This window comes from Rhizobium sp. NFR12 (genome assembly GCF_900108545.1).
In the GTDB taxonomy this organism is placed as follows: Bacteria; Pseudomonadota; Alphaproteobacteria; order Rhizobiales; family Rhizobiaceae; genus Neorhizobium; species Neorhizobium soli.
In genome coordinates this window covers 682,127-703,379 of sequence record NZ_FNWM01000002.1, presented here as the reverse complement: position 1 = coordinate 703,379, position 21,253 = coordinate 682,127, and the positions used below count along the sequence as shown (strand labels likewise).

General features: G+C 60.8%; 23 protein-coding genes. 13 read left to right on the top strand and 10 right to left on the bottom strand.

The genetic code is table 11. The features are described from left to right. The first annotated feature begins 10 nt into the window (after nt 1-10). Genes BLW69_RS10725 through rsmA form a run of 3 tightly spaced genes read left to right on the top strand, consistent with a single transcriptional unit; the run spans nt 11 to nt 2,868 of the window. The gene (locus BLW69_RS10725) at nt 11-964 is read left to right on the top strand and encodes a SurA N-terminal domain-containing protein (RefSeq protein WP_062580243.1); all 954 of its coding nucleotides are present in this window, start codon (nt 11-13) and stop codon (nt 962-964) included. Between the two features lie 27 nt (nt 965-991). Further along, nucleotides 992-2,023: a 4-hydroxythreonine-4-phosphate dehydrogenase PdxA gene (pdxA, locus tag BLW69_RS10720; RefSeq protein WP_092661876.1), complete on the top strand. Its 1,032-nt coding sequence runs from the start codon at nt 992-994 to the stop codon at nt 2,021-2,023. Beyond that, a complete protein-coding gene (rsmA, locus tag BLW69_RS10715) occupies nt 2,023-2,868 on the top strand; it encodes a 16S rRNA (adenine(1518)-N(6)/adenine(1519)-N(6))-dimethyltransferase RsmA (RefSeq protein ID WP_092661874.1) in 846 nt (281 codons plus the stop codon). Before pdxA ends, rsmA begins: the two co-directional genes overlap by 1 nt. Nucleotides 2,869-2,908: 40 nt before the next feature. On the opposite strand, the gene gmk is transcribed toward rsmA, so the two are convergent. From gmk to BLW69_RS10675, 8 genes are all read right to left on the bottom strand, one after another. After that, nucleotides 2,909-3,598 carry a guanylate kinase gene (gmk, locus tag BLW69_RS10710; protein WP_062579867.1) on the bottom strand — a complete coding sequence of 230 codons (690 nt, stop codon included), beginning with the start codon at nt 3,596-3,598 and terminating at the stop codon, nt 2,909-2,911. Nucleotides 3,599-3,605: 7 nt separating this feature from the next. Then, nucleotides 3,606-4,514 carry a YicC/YloC family endoribonuclease gene (locus tag BLW69_RS10705; protein WP_244508804.1) on the bottom strand — a complete coding sequence of 303 codons (909 nt, stop codon included), beginning with the start codon at nt 4,512-4,514 and terminating at the stop codon, nt 3,606-3,608. Between the two features lie 36 nt (nt 4,515-4,550). Then, on the bottom strand, nt 4,551-5,789 hold the full coding sequence (gene mltG / locus BLW69_RS10700; protein WP_092661872.1) for an endolytic transglycosylase MltG: 1,239 nt from the start codon (nt 5,787-5,789) through the stop codon (nt 4,551-4,553). A gap of 135 nt (nt 5,790-5,924) precedes the next feature. Beyond that, nucleotides 5,925-7,187 (bottom strand): beta-ketoacyl-ACP synthase II, encoded by a 1,263-nt coding sequence (fabF, locus tag BLW69_RS10695; protein ID WP_062453337.1) that lies wholly within the window; start codon nt 7,185-7,187, stop codon nt 5,925-5,927. Nucleotides 7,188-7,305: 118 nt separating this feature from the next. Beyond that, nucleotides 7,306-7,542 carry an acyl carrier protein gene (locus tag BLW69_RS10690; protein WP_006727438.1) on the bottom strand — a complete coding sequence of 79 codons (237 nt, stop codon included), beginning with the start codon at nt 7,540-7,542 and terminating at the stop codon, nt 7,306-7,308. Nucleotides 7,543-7,825: 283 nt separating this feature from the next. Then, on the bottom strand, nt 7,826-8,563 hold the full coding sequence (fabG, locus tag BLW69_RS10685) for a 3-oxoacyl-[acyl-carrier-protein] reductase (RefSeq protein ID WP_062453338.1): 738 nt from the start codon (nt 8,561-8,563) through the stop codon (nt 7,826-7,828). Between the two features lie 16 nt (nt 8,564-8,579). Then, nucleotides 8,580-9,539, bottom strand: a complete 960-nt coding sequence (gene fabD, locus BLW69_RS10680) for an ACP S-malonyltransferase (RefSeq protein ID WP_092661870.1) — start codon at nt 9,537-9,539, stop codon at nt 8,580-8,582. A 108-nt stretch (nt 9,540-9,647) separates the two neighbouring features. Then, the gene (locus BLW69_RS10675; protein WP_092661868.1) at nt 9,648-10,949 is read right to left on the bottom strand and encodes an Nramp family divalent metal transporter; all 1,302 of its coding nucleotides are present in this window, start codon (nt 10,947-10,949) and stop codon (nt 9,648-9,650) included. Between the two features lie 212 nt (nt 10,950-11,161). On the opposite strand from BLW69_RS10675, the gene BLW69_RS10670 reads away from it, so the two are divergent. Next, a complete protein-coding gene (locus BLW69_RS10670; RefSeq protein WP_092661866.1) occupies nt 11,162-12,205 on the top strand; it encodes an aldo/keto reductase in 1,044 nt (347 codons plus the stop codon). Between the two features lie 85 nt (nt 12,206-12,290). Then, nucleotides 12,291-12,545, top strand: a complete 255-nt coding sequence (locus tag BLW69_RS10665) for a hypothetical protein (RefSeq protein WP_092661864.1) — start codon at nt 12,291-12,293, stop codon at nt 12,543-12,545. A 77-nt stretch (nt 12,546-12,622) separates the two neighbouring features. Here BLW69_RS10665 and BLW69_RS10660 read toward each other — a convergent pair whose 3' ends face one another. Then, nucleotides 12,623-14,125 (bottom strand): Dyp-type peroxidase, encoded by a 1,503-nt coding sequence (locus tag BLW69_RS10660; RefSeq protein ID WP_092661862.1) that lies wholly within the window; start codon nt 14,123-14,125, stop codon nt 12,623-12,625. Nucleotides 14,126-14,486: 361 nt separating this feature from the next. Here BLW69_RS10660 and rpsF point away from each other — a divergent pair, with 361 nt between their 5' ends. From rpsF to BLW69_RS10635, 5 genes are all read left to right on the top strand, one after another. Further along, nucleotides 14,487-14,954 (top strand): 30S ribosomal protein S6, encoded by a 468-nt coding sequence (gene rpsF, locus BLW69_RS10655; protein ID WP_062453344.1) that lies wholly within the window; start codon nt 14,487-14,489, stop codon nt 14,952-14,954. A gap of 23 nt (nt 14,955-14,977) precedes the next feature. Then, nucleotides 14,978-15,226 carry a 30S ribosomal protein S18 gene (gene rpsR / locus BLW69_RS10650; RefSeq protein ID WP_062453345.1) on the top strand — a complete coding sequence of 83 codons (249 nt, stop codon included), beginning with the start codon at nt 14,978-14,980 and terminating at the stop codon, nt 15,224-15,226. A 163-nt stretch (nt 15,227-15,389) separates the two neighbouring features. Next, complete coding sequence (locus BLW69_RS10645; RefSeq protein WP_092661860.1) at nt 15,390-16,367, top strand: DUF2232 domain-containing protein; 978 nt, start codon at nt 15,390-15,392, stop codon at nt 16,365-16,367. A gap of 20 nt (nt 16,368-16,387) precedes the next feature. Further along, nucleotides 16,388-16,966, top strand: a complete 579-nt coding sequence (gene rplI / locus BLW69_RS10640) for a 50S ribosomal protein L9 (RefSeq protein WP_062579849.1) — start codon at nt 16,388-16,390, stop codon at nt 16,964-16,966. A 267-nt stretch (nt 16,967-17,233) separates the two neighbouring features. Further along, the gene (locus tag BLW69_RS10635) at nt 17,234-18,736 is read left to right on the top strand and encodes a replicative DNA helicase (RefSeq protein WP_062579847.1); all 1,503 of its coding nucleotides are present in this window, start codon (nt 17,234-17,236) and stop codon (nt 18,734-18,736) included. A 93-nt stretch (nt 18,737-18,829) separates the two neighbouring features. On the opposite strand, the gene BLW69_RS10630 is transcribed toward BLW69_RS10635, so the two are convergent. Next, the gene (locus BLW69_RS10630; RefSeq protein WP_092661858.1) at nt 18,830-19,204 is read right to left on the bottom strand and encodes a tudor domain-containing protein; all 375 of its coding nucleotides are present in this window, start codon (nt 19,202-19,204) and stop codon (nt 18,830-18,832) included. 256 nt (nt 19,205-19,460) lie between these two features. On the opposite strand from BLW69_RS10630, the gene alr reads away from it, so the two are divergent. The 3 genes from alr (at nt 19,461) to BLW69_RS10615 (ending at nt 21,253) form a co-directional block, all read left to right on the top strand. Then, entirely contained in the window at nt 19,461-20,627 is a 1,167-nt protein-coding gene (gene alr, locus BLW69_RS10625; RefSeq protein WP_092661856.1) for an alanine racemase, read from the top strand. Nucleotides 20,628-20,703: 76 nt separating this feature from the next. Further along, a complete protein-coding gene (locus tag BLW69_RS10620; RefSeq protein ID WP_092661854.1) occupies nt 20,704-20,946 on the top strand; it encodes a ribbon-helix-helix domain-containing protein in 243 nt (80 codons plus the stop codon). Next, nucleotides 20,942-21,253 (top strand): type II toxin-antitoxin system RelE/ParE family toxin, encoded by a 312-nt coding sequence (locus BLW69_RS10615; protein ID WP_348271847.1) that lies wholly within the window; start codon nt 20,942-20,944, stop codon nt 21,251-21,253. Before BLW69_RS10620 ends, BLW69_RS10615 begins: the two co-directional genes overlap by 5 nt.

The window sequence follows — 21,253 nt, the reverse complement described above, 5'->3', positions numbered from 1 at the left end:
CATGTTTGCAATGACCGCGACACGCAAGATCGTGCTGGCAGTCTCCGTGCTCGCCGCGACCACGGTCGCCACGCCGGTGATGACACCAATCGTGGCAATGGCACAGTCGACGAGCGGCGTCGCAGCCGTCGTCAACCGGTCGGCGATCACCACCGCCGACGTTGCTCGCCGTTCGGCCTTCATGCGCCTTCAGCGTCAGAAGCCGAGCAACAAGGTAGCTCTCGATCAGCTGATCGACGAAACGCTGAAGCGCCAGGAAATCTCGCGCGTCAAGATGTCCGTCAGCACCGAGGACGTCGATCGTTCGTTTGCCCGCTTCGCGCAGGGCAACAAGATGACGCCCGAGCAGTTGAGCAGCGTGCTCAATCAGGCCGGCGTCACACCGGACCATTTCAAGGCCTATATCGCTGTGCAGATGAGCTGGCCGCGCCTGGTCAACGCCCGTTACGGCGGCGGTCGTCAGCGCATGTCGACCGACCAGCTTGTCACCCGCATGATGGAAAACAAGCAAAAGCCCGTCACCACCGAATATTTCCTGAAACAGGTAATCTTCGTTGTTCCCGCGGCAAAGCGGAACGCCATCCTCAACAAGCGCAAGGCGGAAGCCGACGCGTCGCGGTCGCGGTTCCCAGGCTGCGCCGAAGCTAAAACCTTTGCAGCGACGATGCTGGACGTTTCCATCCGTGATCTGGGCCGCGTGCTTGCGCCGGATTTGCCGGAAGACTGGAAGCCTCTGATCGAGAAGTCCTCCGGCAACACGACCGGCACCCGCGTTACCGAGCGTGGCGTCGAGTTCCTGGCGATCTGCGAGCAGCGTCAGGTTTCGGACGACGTGGCGGCCGAAGCCGTGTTCCGCGCCGAGGATCTCGGCAAGGCTGAAAAGTCCGGTGAAGACCCGAATAGCAAGAAGTACATGGACGATCTGCGCGCCAAGGCCCAGATCGATTACATCCAGAAGTCGTAAAGCCCAAAGGGCCTGAACGGAGACCGCATGCCTTTTGATCGTCCGCTCGCGCTGACCCAGGGCGATCCTGCCGGCATTGGTCCAGACATCACGCTCGCCGCATGGACGGCGAGACGGACACACGGCATTCCGCCGTTTCTCTTTCTCGGCGACCCGGCGGTCCTTGCATCGCGCGCGGCCCTGCTTGGCCTCGACGTTGCGATCTGTGAAACCGACGCGGACGGCGCCGTTTCGATCTTCGAAGACGCGCTTCCCGTTCTGCCGATCCCGGCCGGAGCCGAAGTCGCCGCCGGCGAGCCGCATGTCGCCACCGCCCGTGGGACGATCGAGGCGATCGAGACCGCCGTGTCGCTGTCGTTTGCGGGAAAGACGCTCGGCGTCGTCACCAATCCGATTGCCAAGTCCGTTCTATACCAGGCCGGCTTCGGCTTTCCCGGCCATACGGAATTCCTGGCGGACCTTGCGCACAAGCATACCGGCAGGCCCGTGCGCCCCGTCATGCTGCTGGCCGGACCGAAGCTGCGCGCCATCCCCGTCACGATCCACATTCCGCTCAAGGACATTCCGGCGGCGCTCACCGAAACGCTGATCCTTGAAACCTGCCGCGTGACCCATCACGACCTGAAAGTCCGGTTCGGCATCGACCAGCCGCGCATCGCGATTGCCGGTCTCAATCCGCATGCGGGCGAAGACGGCACGCTGGGCACCGAAGAACGCGACATCATCCATCCGGCCATCGTCAAGCTGCGCGCAGAAGGGATCAACGCCTTCGGGCCGCTGCCGGCCGATACGATGTTTCATGACGAAGCCCGCGGCCGCTACGACGTGGCAATCTGCATGTATCACGATCAGGCGCTGATCCCGGCCAAGGCGCTGGGTTTTGACACATCCGTCAACGTCACGCTCGGCTTGCCCTTCATCCGGACCTCTCCCGACCACGGCACCGCCTTCGGCATCGCCGGCAAGGGTGTCGCCCGCGAGACGAGCCTGGTCGAGGCAATCCGGCTTGCAGGCGCCATGGCCGGAACAATGACACCGAGCCTTGCGGGGCGAATCTGATGGCGACGCTCGATGGGCTGCCGCCGCTGCGTGACGTCGTCCAGCGTCATGGACTGGACGCCAAGAAATCGCTTGGCCAGAACTTTCTGTTCGATCTCAACCTCACCCAGAAGATCGCCCGCGCGGCCGGACCGTTGGAGGACGTGACCGTATTTGAGGTTGGGCCGGGTCCCGGCGGCCTTACCCGCGCCATCCTGTCGCTCGGCGCCAAGAAGGTGATTGCCATCGAGCGCGACGCGCGCGCACTTCCGGTGCTCCAGGAAATCTCCGACCACTATCCCGGACGGCTTGAGGTTATCGAGGGCGATGCGCTGCAGATCGATTTCGCGGCGCTCGCAGCCGAGAAGGCTGGCGGCGGACCGGTCAAGATCATCGCCAACCTCCCCTACAATATCGGCACGCAACTGCTCCTGAACTGGCTTCTGCCCGAGGACAAGAGCTGGCCGCCGTTCTGGCAGAGCCTGACGCTGATGTTTCAGAGGGAAGTCGGTCTGCGCATCGTCGCCGACCAGGAAGACGACCACTATGGCCGCCTTGGCGTGCTCGCGGGATGGCGCACCGATCCCCACATGATGTTCGACGTGCCGCCTCAGGCCTTTTCGCCGCCACCCAAGGTGACCTCGACCGTCGTGCATCTGATCCCGCGGGCCAATCCCCTGCCCTGCGACGTCTCCAAGCTGGAACGCATCACCCACGCCGCCTTCGGCCAACGCCGCAAGATGCTGCGCCAGAGCCTGAAACCGGTCGGTGGCGAAGCTCTGCTCGCCAAAGCCGGCATCGACCCGCAACGCCGCGCCGAAACGCTGTCGGTGGAAGAGTTCGTAAGACTGGCGAACTTGCTTTAAGGGGTCGCGGCGAGCGCTAGAGCCCCGTTTACACCAGAACCTAGAGTGTCGGCTCTTCCGTCAGAAGATTGCTGACGAACTCGAACAGGCCGTGCCTGCGGTCGCGGCGGACGCGTTCGGCGTTGACGATGCAGCTGACGTTGTGGAAGGCTTCGTCGAGATCGTCGTTGACGATGACGTAGTCGTATTCGCGCCAGCGCTCGATTTCCGAGCGGGAATTGGCAAGCCGGGTGCGGATCACCTCTTCGCTGTCTTCGGCACGGCGGTGCAGACGTGACTGCAGCTCGGTCATGGTCGGCGGCAGCACGAAGATCGAGACAACGTCCGCCTTCATCTTTTCCTGCAGCTGAAGTGCGCCTTGCCAGTCGATGTCGAACAGCATGTCGCGTCCCTCGGCCATCGCCTTTTCGACCGGCTCGCGCGGCGTGCCGTAGAAATTGCCATGTACCTCGGCCCATTCCAGCAGATCGTCGGCATCGCGCATGCGCTCGAACTGCGGCACGGTGATGAAATGGTAGTGGGTGTCGGCGATCTCGCTTGGACGCTTGGCGCGGGTGGTGACACTGACCGAGATCTCGAGGCTATGGTCGCCGCGCAAGAGATTGCCGGCGATGGTGGATTTGCCAGCGCCTGACGGCGACGACAGGACCAGCATCAATCCCCGGCGCGCGATCGTCGTCTTCATCTTCGAGGGCGACGAGGTTTTCGGTGTCGAGGGGGCCGGGCTCATGGTCGTGTCACTCCAGATTCTGAACCTGTTCGCGGAACTGGTCGATCACGACTTTCAGTTCCAGTCCTGCTGCCGTTACAGCAGCGGCGTTGGATTTGGAACAGATCGTATTCGATTCCCGGTTAAATTCCTGTGCAAGGAAGTCGAGACGGCGCCCGGCAGGCCCGCCCGTCTGCAGAAGCTCGCGGGCTACGACGACATGGGCCTTCAGCCGGTCGATCTCCTCGCGCAGATCGGCGCGGGTCGCAAGCAGTGCTGCCTCGCCATAAAGCCTGTCGCGGTCGAGGGTCGGCGCCTCTGCCATCAAGGCGGCGAGCTGCGTGGAAAGCTTCTTGGCAATCTCTTCCGGCGAGCGGGACGGGTCGTTCTCCACCAGCGTCGTCAGTTCGGCGATGCGGTCCACATGGCGGCTGAGAATATCCCGCAGTGCCGACCCTTCGTGCTCGCGCATCTCTTCAAGTTTGAAAAGCGCGTCGCCGAGACAGTTGAGAATGGCGGCGTCGCGCGCCGTCACCGCCTGTTCGTCATCCTCGGCCTCGCGGATCTCGACGAGACCACGGATGCCAAGCAACGTGTCCAGACGCAGCGGTGCGGAATCGACCAGATCGCCCAGTTCAGCGCGGAGCGCCATCACGGCGGCCAGTGCATCGCGGTTCAGCACCGCTTCCACCTTCGCGTCCTCGGTCGAGAGCGACAGCGCCACCTGCAGATTGCCGCGCGAAAACCGTTCGGAAATCCGCTTGCGGACATCCTGCTCAAGACGATCAAGGCCGGAGGGCAGCCGCAATCGCATGTCGAGCCCCTTGCCGTTGACCGAGCGCAGCTCCCAGGCAAAGCGGTTGCGGCCGCTTGTTCCTTCGCTGCGAGCAAAGCCGGTCATCGACTGCAGGGATTTCGGGTTAGACGGCAGGCTCATACGCTTCTCCGGACTGCCTTCCCCAGAGGCAAGGCGTCAGTTGCTTTTCGGTGGCTTTTCGGCGTCGTCGCCATCCGGCTGGCCATCGACCACTTCTTCACCGCGGGCTGCCGCATTGCCGGTTGACCGTTCGGCCTCGATCCGGCGCCAGCGACGTACGTTGGCATTGTGCTCTTCCAGTGTGGCTGCAAACACGTGCCCGCCTGTGCCGTCTGCCACGAAATAGAGATCGTTGGTGCGCCACGGATTGGCAACCGCCTCGAGTGCGGCGCGGCCGGGGTTGGAGATCGGCGTCGGCGGCAGGCCCTTGATCTGATAGGTATTGTAGGGCGTCTGCTTGGTCAGATCGGACTTGTAGATCGGCCGATCGGACGGTTTGCCCTCACCGCCGAAGATGCCGTAGACAATGGTCGGGTCAGACTGCAGCCGCATCTCCTTGTTCAGCCGGTTGATGAAGACCGAGGCGACATGGGCGCGCTCGTCGTCCTTGCCGGTTTCCTTCTCGACGATCGAGGCCAGCACCACGAACTCTGCCTTGGTCTTGACCGGCAGGTCGGGGTCGCGCTTCTCCCAGATCTGGTCGATCGTCTTCTGCTGAGCGGCGTGCATCTGCGAGAGGATTTCCGACCTCTTGGTGCCGCGCGAGAACTTGTAGGTATCGGGCCGCAGGCTGCCTTCGGCGGGAAGCTCCGCCGGCATATCGCCTTCCAGCACCGCATCCTCGTTGAGACGCAGCATCATCTGGCGCACGGTCAGGCCTTCCGGAAAGACGACGGAATAGAGGATGGACTTGCCGGAGATCAGCGTCTCCATCACGTCCTTCATCGAAGCCTTCGCCTTGATGTCGTATTCGCCGGCCTTCAGCGTCTCGCCGCCGCGCAGATAGGTCGCGGTCACGTAGCGGAACACGCGCGCGTCGGACACGACGCCGTTGCGCTCGAGATTGTTGGCAATCTCCGCCAGGCCGTTACCGGGACGGACCATGAAGTGGGCGTTCGTTTCCAGCGGGCCCGGATCCTGAAACGTCCGGATCATGTAATACAGGCCGCCGATCACCACGATGCAGACGAGCACGACCATGGTCATGACGAAGTTCAGGAAGATCACCAGCTGGCTGCGCGCCTTCTTGGAGCGACGCGGCGGTTCCGGCACCCGTTCGGGCTTCAGGGCCTCGTTCGGCGATTTCGGAATGATCGGACCACGGTTTCCACCGGTGCCATTGCCGCCATGGCCGTTTCCACTGCCATAACCCGGCTGATCATTCGATGAATTCATGTCGCTCAACCGTTTCCCCTCGACTCTGGACTTTCAACCGGCTGTTTGGCCAAGCAATACGGCAAAAAGCAGGTTCGGAAAATGATATCGGCCGGACTGTCGAAGTCCAGCCGAGAAGCGAAGGCCGAATGTGCGTCAGGCTTCGTAGCGCTTGAGCACCAGAGACGCGTTGGTACCGCCGAAACCAAAGGAGTTCGACAGCGCCACGTTGATTTCGCGCTTGCGCGCGGTATGCGGAACAAGATCGATCACAGTGTCGACATCAGGGTTGTCGAGGTTCAGCGTCGGCGGCGCGATATTGTCACGGATCGCCAATGCCGAGAAGATGGCTTCGACAGCGCCGGCTGCACCGAGAAGGTGACCGATTGCCGACTTGGTCGACGACATGGAGACCTTGGAGGCCGCATCGCCAACCAGGCGTTCGACAGCACCGAGTTCGATCGTGTCGGCCATGGTCGATGTGCCATGCGCGTTGATGTAGTCGATGTCGGATGCGCCAAGACCAGCGCGCTTCAGGGCCGACGTCATGCAACGGAAAGCACCATCGCCGTCTTCGGAAGGAGCCGTGATGTGGAAGGCATCGCCGGACATGCCGTAACCGACGACTTCGGCGTAAATCTTGGCACCGCGCGCCTTGGCGTGTTCGAGCTCTTCCAGCACGACGATACCGGCGCCCTCGCCCATCACGAAACCGTCACGGTCGCGGTCGTAGGGGCGCGAGGCGCTTTGCGGGTCGTCGTTGCGAAGGGTCGACAGCGCCTTGCAGGCAGCAAAGCCCGCCAGCGCGATCCGGCAGATGGGCGATTCGGCGCCACCGGCCACCATGACCTCCGCGTCGCCCAGCATGATCAGCCGGGCGGCATCGCCAATCGCGTGTGCGCCGGTGGAACAGGCAGTGACGACCGAATGGTTCGGGCCGCGCAGCTTGTGCTTGATTGAGACCTGTCCGGAGACAAGGTTTATCAGGCGGCCGGGAATAAAGAACGGCGAGATGCGGCGCGGGCCTTTGTCTCGCAAAGTGTAGCCAGCCTCGACGATACCCTCGAGACCACCGATGCCGGAGCCGATCAGGACGCCGGTCTCGATCTGGTCCTGGTCGGTCTGCGGGTGCCAGCCGGCGTCGGCCAGCGCCATGTCGGCGGCGGCAACACCATAAAGAATAAATGGATCGATCTTGCGCTGTTCTTTCGGCTCCATCCAGTTGTCGGCATTGAATGTGCCGTTGGAACCGTCGCCGACCGGAATGCGGCAGGCGATTTTGGCCGGAAGATCTTCGACTTCAAATTCGGTCACGACCCGGGCGGCGTTGTCGCCGGCCAGCAGACGTTGCCAGCTGACTTCCGTTCCGCATCCCAGAGGAGATACCATGCCGGTACCGGTGATAACGACACGCCTCATCGCCAGTGCCCCACCCTGTAGTAGTATTGTCAGTTAGTTGCTGAAACGGCCCGAACAAGCGGGCCGTCATGAGAGATCGCGGCCTCGCAACGAGGCGCGCGTCCCGAATATGGTTCGATCAGGCCTGAGCCTTTTCGATGAACTTTACAGCGTCGCCGACCGTCAGGATCGAGTCAGCTGCATCGTCCGGAATTTCCACGCCGAATTCTTCTTCGAACGCCATGACCAGTTCGACCGTATCGAGCGAGTCCGCGCCGAGGTCGTCGATGAAGCTAGCGCCTTCGACAACCTTTTCGGCGTCGACGCCGAGATGATCAACAACAATTTTCTTAACGCGTTCTGCGATATCGCTCATGTCGGTTTCCTCGACCTTTTGTCTTCTCGAATGCCTGAATGGCATCCGTATCCTGTTAATACCTGCCGCCGGCACTTCATGGTGCCGATGCGGGCAAACCCCTTCGCCCCTCTTCAGGTTCCAGTCACATGCTCACGCATTATGACGCCCTGAATTTCGGGGTGACTTCGTGTAGTCAAGGCCCGCTTAACACGGTTTCCGTGCTACGCAAAGCCAGAATCTGTTCCGCCGCACAGCCGCCAACAGCCGATTTTACTCGGATTTGCTGCGCCCGTGCCCCGGATCAGATCATCGCCATACCGCCATTGATATGCAAGGTCTGTCCAGTCACATATCCCGCTTCATTCGAAGCGAGGTAAAGAACAGCGGCGGCAATGTCGGATCCGGCGCCCATCCGCTTCATCGGAATGGCACCCATGATGGCGTCTTTCTGCTTGTCGTTCAGCTTGCCGGTCATGGCGCTCTCGATAAAGCCTGGCGCGACGCAGTTAACGGTCACGTTGCGCGTGGCGATTTCCTGCGCCAGCGACTTCGAGAAGCCAATCATGCCGGCCTTGGAGGCGCAATAGTTGGCCTGGCCCGGATTGCCGGTGACGCCGACGATCGAGGTGATGTTGATAATGCGGCCGAAGCGACGGCGCATCATCGGATGGGTCAGCTCGCGGGTCAGGCGGAACACGGAGGTCAGGTTGACTTCAAGGACTGCGTCCCAGTCCTCGTCGCTCATGCGCACGAACAGTCCGTCCTTGGTGATGCCCGCATTGTTGACGAGAATGTCAACGCCGCCGAGTTCCGCTTCCGCCTTTTCACCGAGCGCCTTGACCGCGGCGCGGTCGGAAAGATTGGCCGGAAAGATGTGGACGCGATCGCCGAGTTCGGCAGCGAGTGCTTCCAGCTTCTCGACGCGAGTGCCGTGCAGGCCGACGGTTGCGCCCTGCGCATGCAGCATGCGGGCGATTTCTTCGCCGAGGCCGCCGGTGGCACCGGTGACGAGGGCCTTGCGGCCGGTCAGGTCAAACATGTTGAATTCCTTCTCTTCAGCCGAGGATGGCAGCCAGCGCCGCTTCGATATCGGCCGGGGTGTTGAGGGCTATGCCAGAGATATTCTTGTCGATGCGGCGGGCAAGACCCGTCAGCACCTTGCCGGAACCAATTTCGTAGAGCGTCGTCACGCCATTGGCGCCGAACCACTCGACGGTTTCGCGCCAGCGCACCTGTCCGGTCACCTGCGCCACCAGCAACGTCGCGATCTCGTTCGCGTCGCTGACCGGCGTTGCGCGCACATTGGCGATGACAGGCACGACCGGATCGTTTTTCTGGACGGTGTCCAGCGCGTGGCGCATGGCGTCAGCCGCCGGCGCCATCAGGTCGCTGTGGAAGGGCGCAGAGACCGGCAGCATGATCGCGCGCTTGGCGCCTTTTTCGGTTGCCAGAGCCGCTGCCTTTTCGACAGCAAGCTTGGAGCCGGAAATCACCAGCTGGCCGCCGCCATTGTCGTTGGCGATCTGACACACGCCTTCCGACTTCGCCTCCACGCAGATCGCTTCGACATCGGCATGATCGAGACCGATGATCGCAGCCATCGCGCCCTGACCGACCGGAACGGCGGACTGCATCGCGTCACCGCGAATGCGCAACAGCCGTGCTGTGTCTGCGAGAGAGAACGTGCCGGCCGCACAAAGTGCCGAATATTCGCCGAGCGAATGGCCGGCGACGAAACCGACCTTGTCGGCGAGAACGAGGCCGCGGGCTTCGAGCACGCGCATCGTCGCGATGGAAACAGCCATCAGAGCCGGCTGGGCATTGGCCGTCAGGGTCAATGTTTCTTCCGGGCCGTCCCACATGATCTGCGACAGTTTCTGGCCGAGCGCCTCGTCGACTTCGTCGAACACGGCACGGGCTTCGGGAAAGGCGTCGGCCAGTTCCTTGCCCATGCCGACGGCCTGGCTTCCCTGACCCGGGAATGTGAATGCGATACTGCTCGCCGGACTGCTCATAAGGTCGTTTCCTTTCCCTATTTTTGCCCTTTCCATTCACATTCCCGCCTTGCAAGTCAAGGGTTTCGGGCATTTACCCCGCTTTTGGCCGGTGCTTACCCCCTGTTATCAGCCCGAAATCAGGCTGATCACTTCGTTGACGCAAAGAACGACGAACAGCAGCGCTGCAGCGCCGAGCAGGCCGTTCGACAGCCAGCCATTGCGCCATTCCTTCGGGACGCGGGCAGAGTTCAGCAGCCAGATCAACGTGACCGCCAGGAACGGCATGAAGAAGGCTCCGAGCGCGCCATAGATGATGACGAGCGTGAACGGGCGGCCGAACCACAACAGCGACATCGGCGGGATCGTCAGCCAGAACAGGTAGAACTTGAAGGCCGGCGTCTTTTCCAGTCCCTGCCGCGAGCCACTGGTTTCGCCACGCACGGTGCGGACGAAATCCGCAAACAGCAGCGACACGCCATGCCAGACGCCGAGGATGGAGGAGATCGTGGTGGCAAAGAAACCGACCAGGAAGGCCTTTGCGACAAACGGACCGAACCGCTCCTGGAGCACCGCGTCGAGATCGAGCAGCCCGCGGTCACCGGTCGAGAGCGCGATCTGCGCCGTGTAGAGAAGCTCGGCGCCGACGATCAGCATGGCGATGACGAAAATGCCGGTCATGATGTAGGCGACGCGGTTGTCGAGGCGCATGACGCCCATCCAGGACGGGGTGCGCCATCCCTTGGCATTCACCCAGTAGCCGTAGGAGGCCATTGTGATGGTACCGCCGACGCCACCGATCAGGCCGAGCGTGTAGATGGCCGAGCCCTCGGGGATGGTCGGGATCAGACCGGTCAGCGCATTGCCGACATCAGGCACAACAAGAATCGCGATACCGACGACGATGGTGAACATGATGGCGATGAAGACCTTCATCACGGTCTCGAAGACTTCGTAGTTGTTGAAGGCAACGAAGGCCGCGCAGACGAGGCCTGAGATCATGGCCCAGGCCCAGAGCGGCAGGAACGGGAAGAGAGCCGCCAGCGGCAGTGCCGTCGCGCTCATGGCGGTAGCGCCGTACACGAAGCCCCAGATCATGATGTAGATGCCGAAGTACCAGCTCGTCCATTTGCCGAGCGACCGCCAGCCGTCGAGCATGGTCGAACCGGTAGCGAGGTGATAGCGGGCCGATCCCTCGGCAAGCGCAATCTTGACGATACAGCCAATGACCGCTGCCCAGAGAAGCGCATAGCCGAAACGCGAGCCGGCAATCAGCGTGGCGATCAGATCGCCTGCGCCGACGCCGGTAACGGCAACCACGATACCGGGACCGATCAGTTTCCATCGACCCGTCTTCGGCGGTTCGCCGGCGTCAGGAAACCCCTTGTCGTCGTATTGTGTCGTCTCATGCTGCGTCGCGTTATCGACCATTCAAAATGCCCTCCAAAAATTTGTTCTGCGCCAGACGCAAATCCGGCCGCAAAATTGCCGTATCGGGAACAAGTTGGAAAAAATTCTCTCCCGTCCAGCAAACTCTTGATAAATTTTACGCTACCGACGCGCGAAACCGGCACCGATCTACTCTTGCACTGCGTCAAATCCGATCTAAAGTCCGGCCACTTTTTCAGACGGGATCGATCTTTATGAAATACAATAAACTGGGCCGCACCGACCTCTCCGTTTCGGAGATCTGCCTGGGCACGATGACCTGGGGGACGCAGAATTCCGAGGCTGAAGCCCATGAACAGATGGACTATGCCTTCGACAACGGCATCAACTTCTTTGATACAGCCGAACTCTACCCGACGACGCCTCCGGGTGCCGAAACCTACGGTGACACGGAAACGATCATCGGCACCTGGCTGCAAAAGAGCGGCAAGAGACAGGACCTGATCCTCGCCTCCAAGATCGCCGGCAGCGGTCGCTCCTACATTCGCGACGGCCGCCCGATTACCCGCGAGACGATTCGGGAAGCACTCGATGCCAGCCTCTTGCGCCTCAAGACGGATTACCTCGACCTCTACCAGATCCACTGGCCGAACCGCGGCACGTTCCACTTCCGCAATTCCTGGAAATTCGATGCGTCGAAACAGGATCGCGAACAGGCACGCACGAGTTTTCTGGAAAAACTCGAAACGCTCGGCGAACTGGTGAAGGAGGGCAAGATCCGCGCGATCGGGCTTTCCAACGAAAGCACCTGGGGCACGATGCGCTATCTCGATGTGGCCGAGGAGAAGGGTCTGCCCCGCGTCGCGACGCTGCAGAACGAATACAATCTTCTCTATCGCCAGTTCGATCTGGATCTTGCGGAAATGTCCCATCATGAGGATGTCGGCCTGCTCGCCTATTCGCCGCTCGCAGCCGGGCTGCTTTCCGGCAAGTATCAGGGCGGCGCGCGTCCCGACGGTTCGCGCGGGTCGATCAACCAGGATCTCGGCGGACGTCTTCAGCCGCGGCAGGAGCCGGCGGTCAAAGCCTATCTCGACATCGCCAAGAAGCACGACCTCGATCCGTCGCAGATGGCGCTCGCCTTCTGTCTGACGCGCCCCTTCATGGCCTCCGTCATCATCGGTGCAACGACGATGGACCAGTTGACAACCAACATCGCCGCTGCCGACGTGACGCTGTCGGATGAGGTTCTGAGAGAGATCGCCGCGGTCTATCGCGACTATCCGATGCCGATCTGAGGTCGCGACGGATTGCGGATGACCGGCTGAAACACGCTGTCGTCATCCGCAAACTTGCGCTATTTCTTCCGGCGGAGGACAAGCCATGATCGACATTCCAAGGCCCGGAAGCCCGTTCCACGAGGCCTATCTGGTGGCCGCCGCGCAATGCGGTCAGCTGCCGATTACCGAGATATCCGACACGAACGAGAACTGCATCGTCAGCTCGATCGCCTGGATCGCCATGCGCGACCAGGTCAGGGCGGACCGGACCTTCGTGACGGAAGCTGGATTTCCGCTCGCCGCCCTCCTCATCGTGATTGCCGTGGTCAGATACCGGAAAAGCCGGGCGGCGCGGTAGGTCAGCATAAAGGTGGCCGGAACGATAAGTCCCGGCCGCCGGATATATCTCTGTCGCCGCTCAATCGCTCGGCTATTTTACGACAACTCAGCCGGCGGGTTTGCGATCAAGGATGGTGCCGACTGAAGGAAGCTGATCGATGGAGCGAAGAAGTACTCGCCGCCCATCAAGGTCACCGTCTGCACGAAATCCATCACGCCGACCTTTTGTGGCTGACTATGGCCATCGATCCATTCCTTTTCGGACGGATCGCCACTGTTTGCGACCTGGCTGATGATGAAATCGACACCTTTCTTCGCCGGAACCGCCGGCTGGAATGGAAACGACGTATTGTTCGCCCAGGCACTCTGGGTGAACTCGAACTGCTGATTGACGTCGGCCATGTAAGCCATGAAAATAAGACCGACTCCCTTGTCTGGCTCATCTGAAAAATCGGGTGCCCGATCGCCATAGGTTATGCCTCGGCGCGCCATGATATGCGAGCGCTCGAATTCGTCGCCCGGCGTGCGCGGATTGGTCTTCCTGACATGCGCTCGAACGGGACATTTCAGCCCGACCGGGTCGAGTGTGTAGTCGAAGTCATTGGTTGGCGCGCCCGCCACTGGACCGCTCTGCAGTGCCGGTGTTCCGTCCTCGAAGCGACCGACAACCATCGCACCCGCGCGGTCCTCATCGGGGTTCTGTGGATCCACCGACTGTCCAAGCAGACGTTCCCTCTGCTTGGACAGCTTCACGTTCTGCTCGAGCTTGCGGTAGACGAAATAGCTGCCGCATGAAAATGTCGTGGGATTGCCCGGATCCGAGACGACGAACTGCGACGCCTTGAACTCCTCGTTCCATTTGCCACGAGGTTTGGGCACTCCACTGTTGTCGAGGAAATCTTCAGTCAGAAACAGTGGCTGGCTGATACCATCGACATAACCGAAATGCTCGATGCCTTCGCCTCGAACATCGCCGCCCGCCTGCTTGCGCCTCTGCGCCAGGCCGATGTCCGAACCCAGAACCGTTGCGCCGTGCTTTGCGAAAACCTTCTGCAACGCGCTGTAGGAATTGCCCACAAGTGAGGCCTGTTCGTCTGCAATCAGAACCATGGCGTCGGGGTCGTCCTTGGCGCTGTCCCAAGCCTCACCCTTTTCCCAGTGCTCCTTTTCCGGATCATTGATTGGAGGACCGGCAAACGGAAGCGGCATCGGATTGAGCCGTCCGCGGTTCCGCATCCCGGCCCTGAATGAGGCATCAGCGGGAATGTTGGCATCCGGCAAACTAAGGGCTGCATACCCTTTTGCGCTGAGGAAGACGCTGACGACCGTTCCGCCGCCGAGTTTCGTTGCCTTGAATGCTTCTGCCTCGCGCAGTTGCGTCAGCGCGGATGTCGTCACGAACGAAAGATCCCGCAGCAGGCCGGCGACCGCATCAGACTTCATGCCAGCGAAACTGAGAAAGACATTCTTGGTATGATCTCTGCCGTGCCCCTTCAGGATATTGGCCTGCAGGTCCGACAAAAGCGAAAGAAGATCCGCATCCGACGTCCAATTTTTCCAGGTGATGGTAGTATTCAAAATAGTATCGAGCTTAGCCATGCCTCCTGCTCCTCTTGGCAAAGGGTCGAATTGACCCGAACCCAAATTACAACCCAAGGTGCTATGAAGTCCATTTAACTATTTTTGCGAGCGTCGACCCCCTCCCCCTTGCCTTATCGTCAAAAATCCGTATAAGCCGCCTTGTTCGAAACACCCGGTCTTCTGGCTGGTGGCTGAACGGAGGGTAGGTCGCGTGAGCGGCCGTAGGAACGAAAAGCGTTCCGGCCTCCCGTGTCTCCGCTCTCGACCGTCTCGATACAACAGCTTTTCTTGCCTGGGCTTGTCCCATTCCAAGAGCAGTCGTTGAGGCTTAGCCGCCGAACCCGGGTGACAAAACAACCGCAAGAAAGGCAAAGCTTACATGGCTCTTTATGAACACGTATTCCTTGCTCGACAGGATATGTCCGCACAGCAGGTTGATGCCCTCGTAGAACAGTACAAGGGTGTCCTCGAAGCAAATGGCGGCAAAGTCGGGCGCGTAGAAAACTGGGGCCTCAAGTCCCTCACATACCGCATCAAGAAGAACCGCAAGGCGCATTACGCCCTTATGGACATCGACGCACCGGCAGCTGCCGTGCACGAGATGGAACGCCAGATGCGCATCAACGAAGACGTTCTTCGCTACATGACGCTTGCCGTCGAGAAGCACGAAGAAGGTGCGTCTGCAATGATGCAGAAGCGCGATCGTGACGACCGTCCGCGCCGTGATGGCGACGACCGTGGTCCTCGCCGCGACTTCGGCGATCGTGGCCCGCGCCGCGATTTCGGCGATCGTCCCCCGCGTGAAGGTGGTTTCGAGCGCGCACCGCGCCCGCCACGTGACGCTTAATCGGTTCGAAGGAGAAAACACCAATGGCTGACTCATCCTCCTCCGCGGCACGCCGTCCGTTCCACCGCCGTCGCAAGACCTGCCCGTTCTCGGGCGCGAATGCACCGCGGATCGACTACAAGGACGTTCGTCTTCTGCAGCGCTACATTTCCGAGCGCGGCAAGATCGTACCTTCGCGTATCACGGCCGTTTCCCAGAAGAAGCAGCGCGAACTGGCCCAGGCCATCAAGCGCGCCCGCTTCCTCGGCCTGCTGCCTTACGTTCTTTCGTAATCTGATATCGGACCTGCCGGCTTTAGCGCCGGCGGGTCCATCTTCCCTTCCGCGTTGGGCGCGGATCGGCAAAACCAAAACCCCATGTTGGGGATCAAGGCCATTGCGACATCCGTCCCGGCCTATCCCCTAACTGCTTGATGTGGCAGGACAGCGAGACAAAGTGACGAACAAGTTCCAGACAGTGCTGCCGACCGGTATCCTTGCCGGTGTTATCGCCACCGTGCTTGTCATGGGTGCGAGCGCACAGTCGTCGTTTGCCTCCATTCTCTATGCCGCTTCCGCTCTTCCCATCCTGATTGCCGGCCTTGGCTGGGGCAATCGCGCCGCCATCGTCGGTGTCGTCACCGCAGGCGTACTTGGTGCACTTCTCGTGTCGCCGATGTTTGCGCTTGCCATGGCAGTGTTCACGCTGATCCCCGCCGGCTGGTTGTCGCATCTTGCCAATCTTGCCCGTCCCGCCTCCGAACTCGGCGGCCCGGACAATCTGATGGCCTGGTACCCGATTTCCGACATTCTGCTGCATCTCTGCGGCCTCGTCACGATTGCCGTGATCGCGCTCGGCTTTGCGATCGGCTATGGCCCGGAACTGATCGACCAGATGGTCGATGCGATGACGACAGCGCTTCAGGCGCAAGAGCCGACGCTCGCCCCCGATGTCGCGAGCCTTTCCCAGACCAAGTCGCTGCTGGTGCTGATGCTGCCGATGTTCCAGGGCGGCATCTGGGTAACGCTTTTGTTTGCGGCCTTCTACATCGCCGTGCGCGTCGTCTCGCGGTCGGGCCGTGCGGTTCGCCCGCGCGAGGACATGCCGTCGGCGCTGCGCATGAACCGCAATGCCATCTTCATCTTCCTCGCCGGCACCGTGATGACTTTCTTCGGCGGCGCTCCGGCGATGATCGGCGCAGTCGTCTGCGGCACGTTCGGCGCCGGCTTTCTCATGGCAGGCTATGCCTCGCTTCACTTTCGCACCCGCGACAAGGACTGGCGCCTGCCGGTTCTCGTCCTCTGCTACCTGTCGTCGATGCTTATCCTGCCGGCGATCGCCATTGTCGTGCTGGGTCTTTCCGACACACGCCGCACCATTGCCCTGACGCCTGCAAAATCCGCAGACGGCAGTGACGAACCACCTATGAATTGAAACTTGAAAGGAACCACAACATGCAAGTCATTCTGCTTGAACGCGTGGCCAAGCTTGGCCAGATGGGCGAAACGGTAAAGGTCAAGGACGGCTTTGCCCGTAACTTCCTTCTGCCGCAGGGCAAGGCGCTGCGCGCCAACGAAGCCAACAAGAAGCGCTTCGAATCCGAGCGTGCAACGCTTGAAGCCCGTAACCTGGAGCGCAAGGGCGAAGCCCAGACCGTTGCCGACGCGCTTGACGGCAAGACCTTCGTGATCGTTCGCTCGGCTGGGGAAACCGGCCAGCTCTACGGTTCGGTTGCTGCCCGCGACATCCTTGAGGCACTGGCTGCCGAAGGCTTCAACGTCGGCCGCAACCAGGTCGATCTCAACACCCCGATCAAGGCAATCGGCCTGCACAAGGTCGTTCTGCACCTGCATTCGGAAGTAGAAACCGAAATCGCCGTTAACGTTGCCCGTTCCGCTGAAGAAGCCGAGCGCCAGGCCAAGGGCGAAAGCCTTACCTCGGCTGACGCCATCTACGGCGTCGACGAAGACGCGCTTCGTCCGGAAGACTTCTTCGATCCGGACGCAGACGGCAACGCTGAAGACGACGAATAAGCCGTCATCGTCTAACCAGTTCGAGAAACGCCCGGGTCATCAGCCCGGGCGTTTTTTTGTCTTCTTGGGCTATACTGATGCGACCAATGACTGAGTCGCAGCGAAACACAGTCAACCGGATTCATCGTTTCACTGCGTTCTTTCTGGCACCGGCAAAATGGCGCTGTGGATAGCTGTGGAAAAGCCGCTGGGGCAAAAGGCCGGTTTCAGCACGGCGCATTTACCAGTAGAACCGGCAGCTTCGAACGGACAGGACGGACAGAGATCATGAACGAAGTCGCGCGCAACATCGCATCGCTGAGCAACAAGGATGCAGCGCCGCACTACCGTGAGGCTCCCAACAACATCGAAGCCGAGCAGGCGCTGCTGGGTGCGATCCTCGTCAACAACGACGCCTATTACCGCGTTTCGGACTTTCTGAAGCCGACCCATCTCTACGAGCCGCTGCACCGCAAGATCTTCGAAGTGGCGGGCGACATCATCCGCATGGGCAAGACCGCCAACCCGGTCACCATCAAGAATTTCGTGCCCGCGGACGAGAAGGTCGGCGACATGACGGTGGCGCAGTATCTCGCCCGTCTCGCCGCCGAAGCCGTGTCGATCATCAATGCCGAGGACTATGGCCGGGCGATCTACGATCTGGCACTGCGCCGGGCGCTGATCACCATCGGCGAGGACGTCGTCAACATCGCCTATGACGCGCCGCTCGACATGCCGCCGCAGAGCCAGATCGAAGATACCGAGCGGCGCCTGTTCGAGCTTGCCGAAAACGGCCGCTACGACGGCGGCTTCCAGTCGTTCAACGACGCGGTGGCCCTTGCCATCGACATGGCCGGCCAGGCCTTCGAGCGCGACGGGCATCTGTCGGGCATTTCCACCGGCATCATGTCGCTCGACGGCAAGATGGGCGGGTTGCAGCGGTCCGACTTGATCGTGCTTGCCGGTCGTCCGGGCATGGGCAAGACCTCGCTTGCCACCAACATCGCCTATAATATCGCAGCATCTTACGAGCCTGAGGTGCAGCCGGACGGATCGATGAAAGCCAAGAACGGAGGCGTCGTCGGTTTCTATTCGCTCGAAATGTCGTCCGAACAGCTGGCCACCCGTATCATCTCCGAGCAGACCGAAGTGTCCTCGTCAAAAATCCGCCGCGGCGACATTACCGAGGCCGATTTCGAAAAGCTCGTCGCCTGCAGCCAGATGATGCAGAAAGTGCCGCTGTTCATCGACCAGACCGGTGGTATCTCGATCGCCCAGCTCTCTGCCCGCGCCCGCCGCCTCAAGCGCCAACGTGGCCTCGACTGCCTCGTGGTCGACTATATCCAGCTGATGACGGGGTCGGGCAAATCCGGCGAGAACCGCGTGCAGGAAATCACCCAGATCACCACGGGCCTCAAGGCGCTCGGCAAGGAACTCAACGTGCCGATCATCGCGCTCTCCCAGCTTTCGCGCCAGGTGGAAAGCCGCGAAGACAAGCGTCCGCAGCTTTCCGACCTTCGCGAATCGGGCTCGATCGAGCAGGACGCCGACGTGGTTCTGTTCGTGTTCCGCGAAGAGTATTACGTGAAGAACTCAGAGCCGCGCGATATGGCCGATCCGAAATATCCGGAATGGGAACAGCTGATGGACAAGGTGAAGGGGACGGCCGACGTCATCATCGCCAAGCAGCGCCACGGACCAACCGGCACCGTCAAGCTCGCCTTCCAGGCGGAATTCACCCGGTTTGCCGATCTCGCGGAGCCGAGCTTCACGCAATACGAAGAGCATTGATGAGCTCATTGCGGCACAAGTCTCTGTGATAAGATGGTCAATGCCCGCCGCCGCAAAGCGGCCGGCATCGACCAGTTTAGGGTCGCTGATCGACTACTGGGTCCGGCAGCGTCCGGTCCGGGTGCTTTCCTTGTCGCCGTCATCATAGGCGATCCCGATTTTCTCGCCTGCCAGCGCGGTGATCTTGCCCGGGTACCAGTCGCCGGCGCCCTTGTAGTTGCATTCGACCTTCATGCCGATCATCCAGTCGTACGGCCGCACCGCGCTTGAAGCCACCGTCTCCCGGTCACCGTCATCGTAGCGGATGGTAACGCTGCCGCCGCCGATCTTTTCGATAACACCCGGAAACCAGTAACCGGCACCCTTATAGTTGCCGAGAACCCAGTCGCCCTTCGTCTGCGCCAAGGCTGCAGACGCGCCGGAAGCAAGAAAGCTTGCTGTCAATATGACTGAAATTACATTTTTCACATTAGTCTCCTGAAATATATTTCTGCCCTCCCCCTGCCCAATGACGCGGGGAAATTCAATTAATTGAACAGTAAATCTGATACACAATACAATCTGAACACTGAATTAATACGTTGTGGATGTGTCTGTTTTTATCGGATTGCTTGGAATGTTTGAAAAAAAGCGTGCAGCGCGCAAAATCTCGCCCGTACGTCTTTTTCCGGCCGTGGAAACGGGTAAGGATTGGCGTCGATCCGATCCATTCTGCTGAGCGCTCATGACAGATTTCGACGACGACGCCCTGCCTTTCGACGAATTCGATATCGCCCCTGCCCGGCTGACCATCGATCTCGTAGCGCTTGCCGACAACTGGCGGGAGATGGCTGATCTCTCCGGCAATGCCTCGACTGCGGCCGTGGTCAAGGCGGATGCCTATGGGCTGGGTCTTGAGGATTGCGGTACGGCCCTTTACGAGGCCGGCGCGCGCGATTTCTTTGTGGCCGTGGTTCAGGAAGGCGTGACGCTTCGAACCTATGCGCCCGATGCCCGGATCTATGTGCTGTCAGGCGTCTGGCCCGGTCAGGAACGCACGTTCTACGAACATGGACTGGTTCCAGTCCTCGTTTCGGAAGAGCAGCTGAGCTTCTGGATGGCGGTGACCGCAGAACACGGCGATCATCCTTGCGCGCTGCATATCGATACCGGGTTCAACCGGCTCGGCATTCCGCTCGAGGACGCGCTCGCCTTTGCCGACGACGTGTCGCGGCCGGCGAGTTTCTCGCCCGTCCTCGTGCTGTCGCATCTGCACAGCGGCGATACGCCCTCCTCTTCCTTCAACCGCCAGCAGCTTGAATCATTCCAGAAGGTTGCGGCGGCTTATGAAGGCATTCCGGCAAGTCTTGCCGCTTCTTCCGGCATCCTTCTCGGATCCGAGTACCATTTCGACCTCACCCGCCCGGGCATCGCCGTCTATGGCGGCGAGGCTGTCGGCGGCGTCAGCAATCCGATGCGGCCGGTCGCCAAGGCCGAGGCGCGCATCATCCAGATCCGCAGCGCCAAGACCGGCGAAACCGTCAGCTATGGCGGCACACACCGCCTGACCCGCGACAGCCGGCTGGCGATCGTCGCGGCGGGCTATGCGGATGGCTACAAGCGGTCGCTGTCCGGCTCCGGCGTTCCGATCCGCGACAGCATTCACGAAGGCGGTTTCGGTTTCATCGCCGGCCACCGCGTGCCGGTCGTCGGGCGCGTCACCATGGACCTGACGATCTTCGACATCACCGATGTGCCGGAACGCGATGTTCGCACCGGCGATTATATCGAGCTGTTCGGTCCCAACATGCCGCTCGACGACGTCGCGCGCGCGGCCGGCACGATCGGCTACGAACTCCTCACCAGCCTTGGCCTGCGATACGAGCGGCGGTATCTTTACGCCGACGAGTGAGACCGCAAGCGCATGCGGAGATCCCCTCTTTCGCGGGCGAAATCTTCGTGCTAAATGAGAACAAAAGGAGATCGAAATGACCGAGATCCATCTCAATGACGAGGCTCTGGCGTTTATCGAAGAGCAGGTGAAGACGGGCGCTTATGAAAGCGCTGAGGATGTCGTCGCGGCGGGACTAAGCCGTCTTGGAAGCGAAGACGAGCTCTTGAGGACGATGATCGCCGAGGCGGATGCCCAGCTGGAGAGAGGCGAGTTCGTGCGTTTCGACATGCTGACACACACGCGGATTCGATCATCGAACGGGGGATGCGCATATTGAACCGAAAGAGCTGATTTATTCCCCGCTGGCCGATCAGGATCTCCTCGACATATTCCTGTACATCGCCGTCGACGATCCGGTCGCGGCCGGCCACTTCGTCCGAGATCTTACTCGAAAAGCTGCGTGGATTGCCTTCACCGGTTTTCCAGGTTCGCCGCGCGATAATCTCTCACCCGGTCTCAAAGCACTCCCATACCGCAAGCGCTGGATCTACTTCCGCCGAACGGAAACGGCTGTCCGCATCGTCCGGGTCCTGCACGGCCACCAAAACCTTCATCCCGACCCCTTCAAGACTGACGAAACCTGA